Source organism: bacterium (assembly GCA_019912885.1).
Taxonomy (GTDB): Bacteria; Lernaellota; Lernaellaia; order JACKCT01; family JACKCT01; genus JAIOHV01.
Genome location: JAIOHV010000150.1, coordinates 16,946 through 31,777, shown reverse-complemented (window position 1 = coordinate 31,777; position 14,832 = coordinate 16,946). Strand labels below are relative to the sequence as shown.

General features: G+C 60.9%; 13 protein-coding genes and 1 other RNA gene. 6 read left to right on the top strand and 8 right to left on the bottom strand.

Annotated features, from left to right (window positions below):
- Window positions 1-75 precede the first annotated feature (75 nt).
- From K8I61_13110 to K8I61_13095, 4 genes are read left to right on the top strand one after another with little or no spacing between them, the layout of a single operon-like run.
- Window positions 76-276 (top strand): hypothetical protein, encoded by a 201-nt coding sequence (locus K8I61_13110; GenBank protein ID MBZ0272971.1) that lies wholly within the window; start codon window positions 76-78, stop codon window positions 274-276.
- Window positions 273-743, top strand: coding sequence for a DUF2924 domain-containing protein (locus tag K8I61_13105; GenBank protein MBZ0272970.1), 471 nt, complete (start codon window positions 273-275; stop codon window positions 741-743). Before K8I61_13110 ends, K8I61_13105 begins: the two co-directional genes overlap by 4 nt.
- Window positions 740-2,272, top strand: coding sequence for a recombinase family protein (locus tag K8I61_13100; protein MBZ0272969.1), 1,533 nt, complete (start codon window positions 740-742; stop codon window positions 2,270-2,272). Before K8I61_13105 ends, K8I61_13100 begins: the two co-directional genes overlap by 4 nt.
- Entirely contained in the window at window positions 2,265-2,702 is a 438-nt protein-coding gene (locus K8I61_13095; protein ID MBZ0272968.1) for a hypothetical protein, read from the top strand. The genes K8I61_13100 and K8I61_13095 overlap by 8 nt, the downstream gene beginning before the upstream one ends.
- Here K8I61_13095 and K8I61_13090 read toward each other — a convergent pair.
- From K8I61_13090 to K8I61_13070, 5 genes are all read right to left on the bottom strand, one after another.
- Entirely contained in the window at window positions 2,699-4,354 is a 1,656-nt protein-coding gene (locus K8I61_13090; GenBank protein ID MBZ0272967.1) for a hypothetical protein, read from the bottom strand. The genes K8I61_13095 and K8I61_13090 overlap by 4 nt on opposite strands.
- Window positions 4,355-4,728: 374 nt before the next feature.
- Window positions 4,729-5,087: a transfer-messenger RNA gene (ssrA, locus tag K8I61_13085) on the bottom strand.
- 139 nt (window positions 5,088-5,226) lie between these two features.
- Window positions 5,227-6,012, bottom strand: coding sequence for an acyl-CoA dehydratase activase (locus K8I61_13080; protein MBZ0272966.1), 786 nt, complete (start codon window positions 6,010-6,012; stop codon window positions 5,227-5,229).
- Window positions 6,013-6,039: 27 nt separating this feature from the next.
- Window positions 6,040-7,356: a 2-hydroxyacyl-CoA dehydratase family protein gene (locus K8I61_13075; GenBank protein ID MBZ0272965.1), complete on the bottom strand. Its 1,317-nt coding sequence runs from the start codon at window positions 7,354-7,356 to the stop codon at window positions 6,040-6,042.
- Entirely contained in the window at window positions 7,353-8,447 is a 1,095-nt protein-coding gene (locus K8I61_13070; GenBank protein ID MBZ0272964.1) for a 2-hydroxyacyl-CoA dehydratase family protein, read from the bottom strand. Before K8I61_13070 ends, K8I61_13075 begins: the two co-directional genes overlap by 4 nt.
- 290 nt (window positions 8,448-8,737) lie before the next feature.
- Between K8I61_13070 and K8I61_13065 the strand changes: the two genes are divergently transcribed.
- Window positions 8,738-9,841 carry a saccharopine dehydrogenase NADP-binding domain-containing protein gene (locus tag K8I61_13065; protein ID MBZ0272963.1) on the top strand — a complete coding sequence of 368 codons (1,104 nt, stop codon included), beginning with the start codon at window positions 8,738-8,740 and terminating at the stop codon, window positions 9,839-9,841.
- A gap of 2 nt (window positions 9,842-9,843) precedes the next feature.
- Here K8I61_13065 and K8I61_13060 read toward each other — a convergent pair whose 3' ends face one another.
- Window positions 9,844-10,899 carry a saccharopine dehydrogenase NADP-binding domain-containing protein gene (locus tag K8I61_13060; protein MBZ0272962.1) on the bottom strand — a complete coding sequence of 352 codons (1,056 nt, stop codon included), beginning with the start codon at window positions 10,897-10,899 and terminating at the stop codon, window positions 9,844-9,846.
- Window positions 10,900-11,008: 109 nt separating this feature from the next.
- On the opposite strand from K8I61_13060, the gene K8I61_13055 reads away from it, so the two are divergent.
- Window positions 11,009-11,809, top strand: a complete 801-nt coding sequence (locus tag K8I61_13055) for an SDR family NAD(P)-dependent oxidoreductase (protein MBZ0272961.1) — start codon at window positions 11,009-11,011, stop codon at window positions 11,807-11,809.
- Here the strand turns inward: K8I61_13055 and K8I61_13050 are convergent.
- Together K8I61_13050 and K8I61_13045 are read right to left on the bottom strand one after the other, a co-directional pair.
- Window positions 11,775-13,220 (bottom strand): glycosyltransferase 87 family protein, encoded by a 1,446-nt coding sequence (locus K8I61_13050; protein ID MBZ0272960.1) that lies wholly within the window; start codon window positions 13,218-13,220, stop codon window positions 11,775-11,777. The genes K8I61_13055 and K8I61_13050 overlap by 35 nt on opposite strands.
- A gap of 5 nt (window positions 13,221-13,225) precedes the next feature.
- Window positions 13,226-14,683 (bottom strand): B12-binding domain-containing radical SAM protein, encoded by a 1,458-nt coding sequence (locus K8I61_13045; protein ID MBZ0272959.1) that lies wholly within the window; start codon window positions 14,681-14,683, stop codon window positions 13,226-13,228.
- Between the last annotated feature and the right edge of the window lie 149 nt (window positions 14,684-14,832).

Sequence of the window (14,832 nt, the reverse complement as noted above, 5' to 3'; positions counted from 1 at the left end):
ATGGAAGCAAGAGGCTGTCACGTTTTTCGGCGCGGATGACTTGGGAAGTCAGGAGCCTTTTGAAAGGGAGAATCCATGACGACAAGTCGATCCATTGCCCAAGGCGGGGCCATTTCTGATATCGCCTCAATCCTGGCCACAGCCATCGTGCGCATGCATCTGCGCGATGTGCGTAACCGTCTGAAAAAGAACGTGAAATCAGAGAATGGCCTTGAGGTTTCGTCTGCTAAGAGCCTTCATCGTCTCGAACCGAAGCACGGAGAAGAGAAACGATGAAACAAGAAACCAAGGTTCTCAAGCAGATCGCGCAGCTGCCCGGTCTGTCGTTCGAGGAACTCAAGGAGCGATGGCGCGCCCTAAACGGCTCGGAGCCGCCCGCCTACAACAAGCCATTCCTCGTCAAGCGCCTGGCGTACCGCATCCAGGAACTCGCCTACGGCGGCCTTTCCGAAAACGCGAAAGCGCGGCTCGACGAGATCGCCCGTGAGAACGGCATGGACGAACTGGCGTCGCTCGACCGGACCACCCCGCGCAAAAAGGGTATGCCGGTCATTGGGACGCGCCTGGTGCGTGAGTGGAATGGCGACCGCTACGAAGTCACGGTGGTCCACAACGGCTTCGAATACCAAGGCAAGACCTATCGGTCGCTCACCGCGATCACGAAGGCCATTACCGGCACGCATTGGAACGGGCCCGCATTTTTTGGGTTGCGCAGGGGCAGCAACGGGGATGGTCGTAAATGAGAAACGGGAACAGCCAAGGCAACGGCAATGGAAAAGCCCCCAACGGCGTGACGCCCAAGGTCCGCTGCGCGATCTACACGCGGAAATCGACCGAGGAAGGTCTCGACCAGGAATTCAATTCACTCGACGCGCAGCGCGAGGCGGCCGAGTCGTACATCGCCAGTCAGAAAAGCGAAGGCTGGGTCGCTCTCACGAACCGATACGACGATGGCGGTTTCTCCGGCGGCACGATAGAGCGCCCAGCACTCAAGCGCCTGCTGCAGGACATCGAGGAGCGACGGATCGATTGCGTGGTCGTCTACAAGGTCGACCGGCTTTCTCGCTCACTGCTCGACTTCACGAAGATCGTCGAGACCTTCGAGCGTCAGGGCGTGACGTTCGTTTCTGTGACGCAGCAGTTCAATACGACGACATCAATGGGGCGCCTGACGCTCAACATCCTTCTTTCGTTCGCGCAGTTCGAGCGCGAGATCATCGGCGAGCGCATCCGCGACAAAATCGCCGCCTCCAAGCGCAAGGGAAAGTACACCGGCGGCATGCCGATCCTCGGATACGACGTGGACCGCGTCGCCAAGAAACTGATCGTGAATCCCAAGGAAGCGGAACTGGTGCGGCACATCTTCAAGCGGTTCGTCGTAGCGCAATCTGCGACGTTGCTCGCCAGGGAACTCAATGAACAAGGACGCCAGACGAAATCGTGGACCACGGCGAAAGGCGTCGTCCGGCCCGGGCAGCCGTGGCACAAGATGCACCTGTATCGGCTGTTCAACAATCGCATCTACGTCGGCGAGATCGTCCACAAGGACCAAGTCTATCCGGGCGAGCACGAGGCCATCGTACCGCGCGATCTTTTCAATAAGGTCCAGGCCATCCTCGAAGAGAACTACCGCATTCGTGGAAACAAGGCTCGCGCCAAGACGCCCGCGCTGCTCAAGGGCATCATCAAGTGCGGGCACTGCGGCGGGTCGATGGGGCCATCGTTCACGAAGAAGAACGGCAAGACGTACCGCTATTACGTTTGCATCCAGGCGACCAAAAAAGGGTGGGACACCTGTCCGGTGAAAAACGTGTCCGCGGGCGAGATCGAGGGCGCGGTCATGGCCCAGATGCGCGCGGTGTTCCAGTCGCCGGAACTCGTCGCCGAGACCTGCCGCGTCACCCGGCAAAAAGAGAACGAGGAAATCGAGCGCCTGAAAAGCGAACGGTTCGACCTGGCGGGCGAGTTGCCCACGGCCAGCAACCCGCTGCGCCAACGCGACATCAACGAACGGATCATTGAGATCGACGCCACGGTCGCCGCGATGCAGGCCAACCCCCTGTCCGAGCAGCAGGTCGCTGACGCACTGAGCAACCTCGACGCGGTGTGGGACGAGTTATTTCCAGCCGAGCAGGCGCGCATCGTGAGCCTGCTGATCGAACGCGTGGTGGTGAGCGAGACCGGCGCGGAAGTGGTCATGCGGTCGGATGGCCTACACTCGCTCGTCGACGAACTGGGCGACCGCGAGGAAAGGATCAGTGTCGATGGATGAGCAGGACGAGAAGATCACCCTCCACCGTGACGGCCAGAGCATCCGCATTCACATCCCGCTGAAGTTCAAACGGCGCGGTGGGCGGAAGGAAATCATCGTGCCCGAGGGATTGGAGAAGTTTCTGCCACGAAAGCAACCCGCCAAATATGCGCTGCTCGTCGCGCTGGCCCGCGCTTTTCGATGGAAGGAATTGCTAGAGACCGGGCAGGTCGCTTCGATGAGCGAATTGGCAAAGATTTTTCGCGTCGATGCGTCATACTTGAGCAGGATTCTCCGCTTAACGCTTCTAGCACCAGACATCGTGGAGTTTATTCTTGAAGGACAAGAGCCTTCCGGATTGTCGCTCTCCAAAATAACAAAACATATTCCACTTCTTTGGTTGGATCAGAAAACCTCTTTTGGAATAATTAAACGGCCACAAGTAGTTTAATCGCTATCACCTTTCCATAACTTTAATATTTTCAATCTCTCTTTCCCCAAGTAGAATGGAAATATAAAGGCGACGGCTCCAAAACCACAGGCGTACAGAACCCACGAGTTGACCGATTTCTGTAAAAAGTTACTACCTTCTCCATATTGATTCACATATCTACCAACCGCAAACTCCAAAAGGAGAAAGACAATCCCGCTCATGGCCGTTCTAATCGTAGTGGATTTTACCAATCTATCCTTTTGGGAAATTTTTTTAGGATGAGATACGAAATCGCCATCACCATCCTTTTTACTGTCAGTTAAAGCGCCCCTCTTCATACTATCGTTTTCCAGAGGTTCCAAATAGATATTCGAAACTCGTACGTTTCCGCAGACCGTAGAGAATCCCCAATACCATTGTCCTCGTGTTGTGTACGCCAATAATCTCTCATCCGAAGCAATAAGCACTGGCGACCCGTCATAGAATATTCTGACTGTTTTACCTTTAATTTTAACTTTTACTTTATGGTTCTGTGAAATCTTAAAAGATGGTTTGTTTTTGTCTTCACGGTGGATGTGTTCTATTTTGTCATTTTTTAGAATATCAACTCTAAACCCACCGGATTCCCACGGGCAATAAATAACCAAGTGGTCAGAGGACTGATAGTTTTCTGTAGGGCTTTTTGCAAAAACTACAAGGCGTATATCTGTCTTTTGCAACGATAAAAAGGAAAAGTTGAAATTAAACACTGCCTCTTGCTGTCGCGCTACCCTGCTATTCCAAACGTAATATGCGTCTGGACCGATATCAGGTGCATTTAGTTCCAGAACATCTCCGCTTTGAGCCCAGGTCCCCTTGACAGAATACCATAGTTTGTCTGGCTCTATAGATGGTTCACTTGTGTCAGCATCCATCGCATCAGACGGTTCAATTTTGGATGGAGTGGTTATATTGTAAGAGTTGATGCCAACTATTTTACATTTACCTCGAAGTCTGATCCCAATAATAGTGTCAAGAGTATAAATGCCATTAAATGCCTGTTTTTTTAAAACCAAAGGAACATTAACCCTGATCGATTGCCAACCCTTTTTAATATTCAACGTGGGAGCATAGGCCTTCCATTCATAGGAGCCATCTCCGTGAGGCCCAATATCCTGATCACTTTTTACTGTCGTAATGTTAATACATTTATTGCACAAAACGCCACTTTTATCGCGTACGGATACCATAATATATAACCCGCCGATTATTAGTTGGTCGTCTACTATGAACTCGACAAGTTCGCCATTATTTTTGCTTCTGTTAAAAGAGAAATCCAAACATCCAGGTTCTAAATCATACGCAAGGGCAAAAATATTGTTGTCAACATTGTAAACATTTGCTTTTGACAGTTTGCAGTTGTCAATATTGAAACCTGACCAACCATACTTTTTTAAAAGACTTAAAATTGCTTCTGTTTGATCTGATAACTTGTCCAGATCATAAGATAGATAAGAAAAATTCACTATTCGCAATGGATTTACTCGATTCTTCCATTTATTGTAACAACGCCTTCGAATCCCGTTAATTAAACGCGTCGCAAAACAATGACCCTTTCCACCAGCTTCCCATTCCAGGTCCATAATAGGTGTCTTTACCGTAACTTTTTTCAGCGTTGCTTTATCCTGCATTCAATTACTCCGGCCGCACTTTTAGCTTTTTGTTATAATTGAACATTGCCCCAGCGTTTCGTAAATTTGGACTGGTACTGCAAAATGGAGTCGAACTCTCGATAAAATGCCTCTCGTAACTGTATGATTTTCCAGCACTCTCATCTTATGGACGAGGTGGGGGCAGTCCAAAGGTTTCAGAGAAAGAGAGGGAGAAAGGGCGATTTTAGAGGCAAGATGGCCGATTTGAGACTCAACCGCGTCCATAAGATCGGGCGAGCCGAGACTCGTCCCACCTCTGGAAAAACCTTTTAGTTCACGCGCTTGTGTGTGCTCCTGCAAAAGCCCCTCGCATTTGACCCAAATATAGAGAGAACGAGTTCAAAAAGAAAGAGTGGTGGAGGTGGCGGGAGTCGAACCCGCGTCCGGAGGCGGTCCGCGCGGCGGTCTACGAGTGTATCACCATGATTTGGGTCTTTGGTCGGCGTGCGCCCATGGGCAGGCTCACGCTCTCCGCAGCCGAATGACGATCTCGCCTTCCCGGGATCCGGCGGCCCGGTTCGGCCAGCCTGCTAAGCGACGCGCCATCCGCCCCCGCAGGCAGGGGACGGTGGCACGGGCTACAAGTGGTTATGCAGCCAGAGCGAAGTTGTCGTTGGCAACTATCAGTTTGTCGGCTTTTAACGTGGCCAACCGACAAACCACGACTCGCACGCACGCGCTTCAACGTCTCCGTCGAAACCGTGACACCCCCATTTTCAAGGAACCCGCGATCCGAAAATCGCTGCCCGGCCTTTCGCCGAACATTAAATAATGGGGTCGCGGCGCGCTTTTGTCAAATTTTCGCTCGCCGAGGCGGTCGGGGCCAAGGAGCGTGAGGCGCGCCGGCGCCTTCAGGCCACCGAGAGGGCCGCGCCAAGCGCGCCGACCAGTTGCGGATCGGGCAGGACGGATATCGGCTTTCGCAGGGCTTCGCCGAGCGCGTCGATCATGGCGAGGTTCAAGGCGACGCCGCCGCTCATGAATATATCGGCTCCGTCGGTCATCTTTCCCGCCAGCGACGCGACGCGCGTGGAGAGTGATTGATGCAGCCCGCGCACGATGCCCTCGACGGCATGGCCCTCGGCCACGAGCGAGATGACCTCGCTCTCCGCGAAGACCGTGCACGTGTTGGACACGGGAACGCCTGATGGCGCGCGCCGCGCGTGCTCGGCGACCTGGTCGAACGGGATCTGGAGGCGGCCGAGAATGACCTCGAGGAACCGCCCCGTGCCGGCGGCGCACTTGTCGTTCATGACGAAATCGAGGACCTCGCCCGCGGGCCCGATACGGATGACCTTCGTATCCTGCCCGCCCATGTCGATGAGGACACCGGCGCGCCCGGCAAGGGTGAAGGCGCCGCGCGCATGGCAGGTGATCTCGGTCAGAACCTTCGTGGCGTTGACGCGCTTGCGTCCGTAACCCGTCGCACCGACGGGCGTATCGGGCTCGGCCCCGGATTTTTCCATAAGCTCGGCCAGCCGCGCGCGCGTCTGCTCTTCGACGCGCGGGTTCGCCGGCTCAACGGCGCTCGCAAGGACGCTCCCGTCCGCGTCGATGACGACGCCCTTCCAGGTGGTGCTTCCGACGTCGACGCCAATCGCGGCGGGAGGATGGGATTTTATTTCGTTTCCGGTCAATGGAATTCGATTCTCAACGCTCCGCGCTCACGCGAAGCTCTCCATGAACGCGCCAACGCGGGTGTCGCCCTGCTCGGCGGACCAGGCGCGCGGGTCGTTGTGGTCGGCCTCCAGGACGAGAACGCGGATGCCGAGCTCGCGGCTCATGCGTTCCTTGAGGTCGAGCTGCCCGATCGAATACGGCTTGCACGAGCGGTCGCTGTGCAGGATCGCGCCGTCCACGGAGTACGTTCTCGCGAGACGGTTCATGATCTGAAGGCGGTTGTTCAAATCCTGGTTCAGGATGATGTACGTGTAGGATCTGGCCGCGGAGTTCCACGGATCGGCCGGATCGATTTGCGCGCCGGCCTCGGCCCAGGCGTTGGTGTACGTCGTGACGACGAAGTTGAATCCCTCGTTGGCGAGCTTCGTTGAAAGGTCGCGTGTGTTGTACCAGATGGGAAGGTTGTCCCAGAGCAGGCGGTACTTCTCGTTCTTGATGCCGCCGACGCCCTTTTGAACGCGGTCCTTGAGTTCGTCGAGGAGCAGGCGGTAATAGGCGTTGCACTCTTGGGTGCCGCGCAACGCGACGATGGGCGCGATGTGGAAGAATCCGTCGATGCCGGTCCAGGGGGACGGTTTCGCCGTTGCGGTAGCCAGGCAGTCGCCCCAGAGCTTCGTGCCATCGCGGGCGAGTTCGACGACCTTCGCCAGCTCTTCCATGTCCACCTTCTTGCCGGCGACCTTCTCGGCGACGTCGATCAGCTCCATGAGCTGGTCCTTGACGTACTCAAGCTGGTGCGGCTTCGCCGGGCCGTAGAGGTATGGCGTGTCGATGAGGACGAGCGGGCAGCCGAAGTACTCCGCGAGGCTCCGGTACCAGTAAAGGACGGTCTGGCAGATGTTCGTGCAGCATGCGAGCAGGTCCGGCCTGGGGAGGCGGCCGACGGGAGTCTTTCCCGTGATGACGCACCCGATGTCGGCGCGCGCGTAGGAACAGAGGTCGCGCGAGTAGCCTTCCTTCTCGACCGCGTCGGAGAGCTCGGGCGTGAGGCGCTGGACCCCGCAGATCGCCGCGTGGTTTTCCGGGTAGACGCAGTGATAACCCAGCGGACGCAGCACCTCGACGGGAAAACCGCTCGTGACCCAGGCCACCGGCACCGCGCCATCGGCGTATCGGCCCTTCAGGTAGTGGATCGACATGATGTCCTTGAGCTTGCGCAGGCACTCGAACGGCGGGCCGAAGGGATTTTCTTTCGGCTTGCGCGCGCGGCGCTTTCGGTCGGCCTGCCAGTTCTGAAGGGACATGAGCATGGGCCCGACGACGCGGCCCGCGACCTCGTATTGGATGCGCCTTGTGATCATGCGCGACTCCCGGATCCAAGCATTTCGACGAAGGCCTCGATGCGCGTGACGGCCTGCCCGGGCAGTTCGGTTTCCAACTCGCCTTCGAGGTAGAGCAGCGGAGCTTTTTTCGCGGAGAACGTCTCGCGGAGGCCGGGGACGTCGAAGAGCTCCGGCTCGCAGAATTTCGGCTCGTGGACAATGACGCCGGCCGCGCCGCCCTTGTCGTACAGGCCGGCCAGCCAGGCCATCCGGATCGACCGGTTCGACGAGCGCGTCGGACAAGGCGGCGCCTGAAAGTACGCGTCGGCGAGATCGCGGAAGGGATCCTCGCCGGCCTCGGCCGCCGGGCGCACGACGCGCCGGCCAACGGCCGCGTAGTCGTCCACGGCGACGAACGCACCGGCGTTCCCGATCGCGTCGAAGATCGACATCGGCTCCGGCACGTAGCCGGTGATCATGATCGGGATGCCCTTCTGGACGGTGTCCGAACGAAGGTTCTCCCGGGCCGCGCGAAGCTCGTCCAGGTGCTCTTCTGGCCAGAGATACTCCCCGCGGCGCAGCAGCGTGTAGAATTCGCGGTCGTTCATTTCGATCCGCGAGCGATTGGCGAGAAGCTCGGCGCGCACGTCGTCGATCTCCCGGTGCAGGCGGACCGCGTCGCGAAGGCGCGTCTCGTCGAGCGGCTTGCCCGCGAACGCCTCAAGCTCCCCGGCGAGGCTGCGCATCTCCTTCTCGACGAAGGTGTGCGAGCTTGGTCGCCATTCGCCCTTGGGGTGAATGAAGCGGAACGAGGGTTTCGTCCAGCCGCCCATGTCCGGGGCCTGCGTCGCGAGTCCCTGGATCGAGTCGCACGTGTGCGGGAAGAGCGCGCCGTCAACGGCGTCGGCGCCGCCCGAGGCCATGAACGCCAGGGCGTTGCGGGCGACGGCGCAGACGTACGCCTGGAGCCGGCCGGCGTCGGGACCGCGAGGCGTGCCGGGAGGGCCCCACATCTCGACCGCGAGGATATCGAGGGCCGTGAGGATTTCCTTGGGATAGTGAACGGGAAGGACGGCAAGGACCTTCCGCCCGAATATTTCCTTCTGTTCACGGATGTACGGGTTGCGCATGGTGCGTCCGCGGGACGGGCCCGGAAGCCCGCCAATGAAGCGGTGAATTACGTAATGGTATTCACATAATCGTGGCCGGGATGCAAGAAAAGCGGCCCATTTTTACAAACAAAACGCGTAAAAAACGGGACCGGAATTGTCCCCTTGCCTGCGAGCAAAAGGGAGCGTCCCAAACCCGAAAAACGCACGGCGCCAGTACTTCGCGCACCCCCGGCGTCCATCCTTGGTCGACACGCGCGCAATGTTAAGCTGCGCCGCGCGCAACACTGGAAAAAAGGGGCAACATACCCATGACACAAACCGCAACCATCCTTGTCCTCGGTGCGTACGGCCTCGCGGGGCGGGCGATTGTGAAGCGGCTTGTCGAGAAAACGCGATTTCCCGTCATCGCCGCCGGGCGCAACGCGGAAAAGCTCCAGGCACTCGATATCGCGGGCGCCGGGGATCGCGTCCGGCGGCTCGTGCTCGACGCCGCGGATCGCGGCGCGCTGCGCGATGCGTGCGCGTCCGCGAAGATCGTCATCAACGCGATCGGGCCCTACGCCGTGCACGGGGCGGGTATCGCGCGCATCGCCATCGACGCGGGTTGCTCGGTCATCGACTGCGCCAACGAGCAGATCCACTATCGCAACCTTCGCGCCCTCGACGAGGACGCACGGGAAAAGGGCGTGCTCCTTGTGACCGGGGCCGGCGTGATCCCCGGCATTTCGACGCTACTTACCGCAAAGTTGCTCGACGATGTCGCGGGCGGCGGGTCGGTCGATATCTTCTATCTACAATTTCAACACGCCTACGAGGATTCCGGCTTCGGATCCGTGATGGGCGGTATCCTGGACGCTTGTCATCGGCCCACCGCCGTGGTCGACGGGGAGCAAACGCCCGTCGTGCTGGGACGCTCGCATCGGACCGTCGGGTTCGATGCGCCCTTCGGCAAGCGCCGTGTGTTTGAGATTCCGACGATCGACACGCTGGCCCTGTCCGCGGGCTACTCCATGCGCGACGTGCACACCTGGTTTTATCTGGGCGAGCAGCCGATGTGGCTTTTTCCGGTGATTCGCTTGCTGCAACCGCAACGGCGCGCCTGGGCCTACCGGCTCCTCGAGGCGATCGCCCGCCCGCTGAACGACAAGGAGTTTCAACGCGCCCGGAAAGAAGGGCTCCCCCGCGAGGTGCTGCTTACCGTCTCGGTCGCAAACGGCGAGACGGCCCGCAAGGCCACGATGGTTTTCACCGACGGCGCGTCGCCAACGGCGTTTCTCCCCGTGCGCCTGGCGGAGTTACTCGCGTCCGGCAAGGCGGGGAGCGCGGGCCTTGCAACGCCGATCGATCTCGTATCCTTCGATGGGTTGGGGGTCGACGCCGAGGCGTTCGTGGTGCGTGTGCATTTGCCCTGACCTCACTCGATCCGCACCACGCACCCGGAAAATGTCGTGACGTAATCCGCGCCGAAGGCTTGGGACGGCGACACGGCGCCGGCGGGCGCGCCGCCTTCGAGCATGCGGCGTACGGATTCGACCGCCGTCTTGGCGGTGAGCGCATATGTCCCGCGGGTGGTCAGCGTGCCCTCGATCGCGCGGCCGTCTGCGTCCTCGGCGCGCGCCCAGAGCTCGCACTTTTCGCCGGCACCGGGCTTTTCGGGCAGGCGGCCTCCGAAGCGGTCGACCATCTTCTTGAGCGCCCGGACGCCACCCGGCCGTCCGAGCAGCGGCGCGAGCGCGCGGATGACCGGCGCCGCGACAATCGCCGCGCGCGGCACACCCGCGTAGATCGTCACGTCCTTGAAACCGAGCGAATGGTACGCGGTCGATACGTCGCCCCACGGGATGCTCATCGCCCAGCGCGTGCCGTCCGCGAAGGCCACCTTGCGGCGAAACGCGAGCATCGGGGTGCGTTCGATGCGCCCGTTCCGGCGGATCGCGCCGCCGTGCGGCAGCGCCTCGATCATCGTCTTGGCCGTCCCGCCGCTGACGGGGCTTTTCGAATCGAACGCCAGTTCGAGCGAACGCGCCGCGGGCAGGCGTTCCTTCAGCATCGCGGCCAGTCCGTCGGACGGCACCACGTCAAACCCGACGCCGGGCATCAGCGTGACGCCGCGCGTTTTCGCCTCGTCGCCGCGCGCGAAGATCGCCTCGAAAACCTCGAGCTCGCCGGTGATGTCGAGGTAGTGCGCGCCGGCATCGAGGCACGCATCGACCATCGGCCGGCTTGTCGCCGAAAACGGGCCGGCGCAATGAAGCACGGCCGCGCATGCGGCAAGGCTCGCGCGGGTCGCGGCGGGATCGTCGAGCGAGAAAACGCGGTGCGGAAGTTTCAGACGATCGGCGAGTTCGCGCACCGGCTTTTCGCTTCGCCCCGCGACGATCGGCGCCATGCCGCGCCGCGCGGCTTCGATCGCGATCAGCGTGCCGGTGTAACCGTTCGCTCCGTAAATCATCCAGGTCTTGTCGCTCATGGGGTCCCCTTGTGCCGCCGTGTCCGAAGCCGCGCGCGGATCGTCCACCGCGTTTGACCGATCTTATAGCAGGGCGTAAGGAAATGGGCGCCGTTTTCCGGAGACCGCCATGCCCCTTGCCGCGTCGCCCCATGTCGTCATCACCGGCGCCGGCGGCGGATTCGGCCGCGCGCTGGCGCTTGCCCTCGCGCCGCGAAAAGCGCGGCTGGTGCTTGCGGACAAGGACGAATCCACGGCGTTCGAAACGGCGCGGCTCGCGTCGGAAGCGGGCGCTGCGTCGGCCGTCGCGGTCGCCTGCGACGTGACGCGGCCGTCGGATTTCGAACGCCTGTCCGCCGCCTGCCCGGATCGCATCGACCTTCTGGTCAACAACGCGGGCGTCACGAGCGCGGGGGCAATCGGCGAGTTGTCGCTTGCGGCGTGGCGCTGGACGCTCGATATCGACCTTTTCGGCGTCGTGTACGGCTGCCACGTTTTCGTTCCGCGCATGCGGGCGCAGGGATTCGGCCACGTGCTGAACATCGCCGCGGCGGCCGGGTTCGTGAGCGCCCCGATGATGGGCGCGTACAACGTCGCCAAGGCCGGCGTCGTCTCCATTTCCGAGACACTCGCCGCGGAGCTTGCCGGAACGGGGGTCGGCGTCACCGTCGCGTGCCCGACATTTTTTCGCTCGGACATCGTCGACGCGGGGCGATTCGAAAACGAAAAGGCGAAAGACGCCGCGCGCCGCCTGATGAGCGGCGGGATCGACGCCGACCGCGTCGCCCGCCGCGTTCTGCGCGATGTCGAACGCGGCCGGCTCTACAGCCTGCCGATGGCGGACGCGCGATGGCTCTGGCGACTCAAGCGCCTCGCGCCCGCGACGTTCACGCGCATCATCGGCGCGTGGGGCCGGCGGCAGATGCGCTGACATCGGCGCCGGCCGCCCGCCCGACATCGTCCGGCCGCGTCACGACAAGAAAGAGAACAAGCCCCGCGAGGCGGTGGTAACTGAACGGGAAGACATTGAATGTCGGAATCGCGAGCATCAGCGCGACAGCAAGCGCGGCAAGCGGCAACCGCGCACGCGGCACGGCGATGAGCGCGTATAAGGCGATCGGAAGCGCGAGCACGTAGTGGTGCTCCCACACCATCGGCGATACGAGCAGCATCGCCGCGATGGCGTCCGCGGAATGCGCGGCGATGCGTCGCGCGGATGCCGCCGCGTCGTTTGAGGCGCCCGCGCGATCGCGAAATCGCCTTTCCCGCTGAACGAAACGCACCGCAAGCCAGGCGACAAACGCCAACGAAATCGCGTAGGCGATCACCGCGAGGACGCCCGCGCGCGAGGCCATCGCCGCGTCGCCCGCGCCGGAAACGTGGCGATACACGTTGGCGACCAGGCTGTGCACGCTGTTGTCGCGCAGGTTTCGGCCCGGCGGGAAGTGGGCGAGGTGGCGGAAAAACGCGCCCCATATCCGCCCCGTTCCGGCAAGGGATGCCGCGCCGACGAGCCCGGCGACGAGGCCGACGATCGACCACGCGAGGAATGTTCCTCGTTTCAGCGCCGCGAACAGGCCGATGAAGATCGCGGGATAGAGCTTGATGTGCGCCGCCGCGGCGATGGCGAAACCGGCGACACGCGGACGCCGTTCGATGAGCACGATCCCCGCGAGCAACAAGTCGATAACCCAGAAATTTACCTGGTTGTGGCGGATCGTGCGAAGCACGGGATTGGAAATCACGATGAGCACCGCGGGCAGGACGCACGCGATCGTTTCCCGCGCGCCGGCCATTTCGGCAAATCGCCGCAGCAGAAAATACGCGCCGACGAGAAGCGCAAGCTGCGCGACCTGGTAGAGATAAAACACGGCCGACCACACGGCCTGCGGATCGGCGTCGCCGATAAGCGCCGGCGCGATCGGCGTTAGCGCCCGATACGCGCCCGCGAGCGCGCCGGCCACGAGCGGCGGGTAGAGATAGCAATCGCCGTAGGGGCTTCGCAGGTCGAGTACCGCGGCGGCGGCGCGCTGGTAGCACAGGAAGTCAAAGGAGGGCGCCGAGAATTCGCTGAAGATCGGCAGGTAGATAAATGCCAGCGCGGCGGGGACCAGGATCGGCAGCGAATCCGCGGTTGTACGCGGTCGGCGATCGCGCCACGAGAAGGACGCTGCGGCAAGGACGGCAAGCGCGCCGAAAAATCCGAACAACTCAAACGGCACGTTCGCCTTGCCGTAGGAGTCGGAGATAAGGGTTGTATCGACGGATGCGAGTTTGAGCGGGGCGAGGATGGCGACGGCGGCGAGCGCGGCAGCCGCAAGCAGGGTCGCGGCGCGCGACACGCGGCCTAGAAGAATCCGTTGATGGCGATGCGCGCGGACTCCAGGATGTTGTCGGCGCGCAGCCGCTTGATCTGCTTTACGATCTGTTTGGGGCGAAGGTAAAAGCGGCGCAATGCCTTTTTCTGCAAGCCGCGAAGCTGTTCGATATCCTGCGTCGGGGTGACCCAAATCGGATCGACGTCCGTAAAGCAGATGTACGACGAGTAGCGCTTCCAGACGTCAATATCCACCGATCCGTCCGGGCGGACGCCGGTGTCGAGCTCGCCGGTGGCGCGAAGCTCCTCGAAAAGCGGCGAGCCGGGATACGGCGTCATGATGGAAAACTGCGCCATGTCGAGGTCGAGCGTGGTCGCGAAGCGAATTGTCTCGAGCGATTCCGCGTACGTCTCGCCGGGCAGGCCGAGGATGAACAATCCCTCGATGCGGATATTCGAGTACGTGCGGATCGTCTTGACCGCCTCGGTGACCCGCGAAAGTTCGGACATCTTGTGTACGGCATCGAGCAGGCGCTGCACGCCGGACTCGATACCGAGCGACAGTTCAAAACAGTTGGCCGACGCCATCGCCTGGATGAGCGGCGGCGTGATCAGATTGACGTGCGCGTCGCAGCCCCACTTGAGCGAAAGGCCGCGTCGTTTGATTTCGTCGCAGATCTCGATGACGCGGCGCGGGCGGCCCATGAACAGCGGGTCCATGATGTAGACGTAGGAGGCGCCGTAGTCGCGCTCGAGCATCTCCATCTCGTCCACGACCTTTTCCACGACGTTGTATCGCTGCTTGCGCTTGGCGTGCACAACGCAGAACTCGCAGCGGAACACGCACCCGCGCGAGGTGACCATCGTCTTGCCGTGGTCGCCGTTTTCGGTGACGTAGTTCTGGTTCGAGATTTCCGTGAGGCTATAGAGCTTCTGATTGACAAGGTCGCGAGCCGGATACGGCAGGCGGTCCAGATCCTCGATGACGATCGCGGGCGAGGTCTGCCGCACGACGCCGTTGTCGAGCCAGGAAATGGACGGAATGCCATCGAAGTGCCGGCCGTTCGCGGCCTGACGCAGAACGTCGACAAACGTATCCTCACCTTCGCCGTGGACGACCACGTCGCAACATCCATTCATCAGATATTGATCGGCATAAACCGAGGCATGGACGTTGCCGAGCACGATCAGCACGGAGGGGTCTTCGGCCTTGATCCACCGGCCAAGCTCCCACACGAGCGCGCCGGAACATGTGAGCGTGGAGATGCCGACGGCGTCGGGGCCGATCTCGCGGATGCGGTCCTTGATGCCGTTGACGTCCAGGTCCTCGGCGTGGGCGTCCACGACGTGGACCTCGTAACCCGCCTCGCGCGTCGTGGCGGCAATGTACAGCATGCCGAGCGGCTCGTACTTCTGCACGAACGCCTCGCCGACGCCGAACATCGACTCCATCTCATCGGGCGGATTGACGAACAGGACTTTCTTCATCGGCTCGAGTAACGCTCCTTGTCAAACCAAAGCGACGCCGACGCGTGCGGCCAGCGTACGCCTTGAACCGCGAGTTTGGCCCTATTTGAAGCGGTCAGATTACCTCATTTCGGCACGATTTGGGAACAACGCGCGGCCGATTGATCGGC

What these genes read in the sequence shown, in the direction of transcription:
- K8I61_13110 (MBZ0272971.1), top strand. Translation starts at nt 76, where the DNA reads ATGACGACAAGTCGATCCATTGCCCAAGGCGGGGCCATTTCTGATATC.
- K8I61_13105 (MBZ0272970.1), top strand. Translation starts at nt 273, where the DNA reads ATGAAACAAGAAACCAAGGTTCTCAAGCAGATCGCGCAGCTGCCCGGT.
- K8I61_13100 (MBZ0272969.1), top strand. Translation starts at nt 740, where the DNA reads ATGAGAAACGGGAACAGCCAAGGCAACGGCAATGGAAAAGCCCCCAAC.
- K8I61_13095 (MBZ0272968.1), top strand. Translation starts at nt 2,265, where the DNA reads ATGGATGAGCAGGACGAGAAGATCACCCTCCACCGTGACGGCCAGAGC.
- K8I61_13090 (MBZ0272967.1), bottom strand. Translation starts at nt 4,354, where the DNA reads ATGCAGGATAAAGCAACGCTGAAAAAAGTTACGGTAAAGACACCTATT.
- K8I61_13075 (MBZ0272965.1), bottom strand. Translation starts at nt 7,356, where the DNA reads ATGATCACAAGGCGCATCCAATACGAGGTCGCGGGCCGCGTCGTCGGG.
- K8I61_13070 (MBZ0272964.1), bottom strand. Translation starts at nt 8,447, where the DNA reads ATGCGCAACCCGTACATCCGTGAACAGAAGGAAATATTCGGGCGGAAG.
- K8I61_13065 (MBZ0272963.1), top strand. Translation starts at nt 8,738, where the DNA reads ATGACACAAACCGCAACCATCCTTGTCCTCGGTGCGTACGGCCTCGCG.
- K8I61_13060 (MBZ0272962.1), bottom strand. Translation starts at nt 10,899, where the DNA reads ATGAGCGACAAGACCTGGATGATTTACGGAGCGAACGGTTACACCGGC.
- K8I61_13055 (MBZ0272961.1), top strand. Translation starts at nt 11,009, where the DNA reads ATGCCCCTTGCCGCGTCGCCCCATGTCGTCATCACCGGCGCCGGCGGC.
- K8I61_13045 (MBZ0272959.1), bottom strand. Translation starts at nt 14,683, where the DNA reads ATGAAGAAAGTCCTGTTCGTCAATCCGCCCGATGAGATGGAGTCGATG.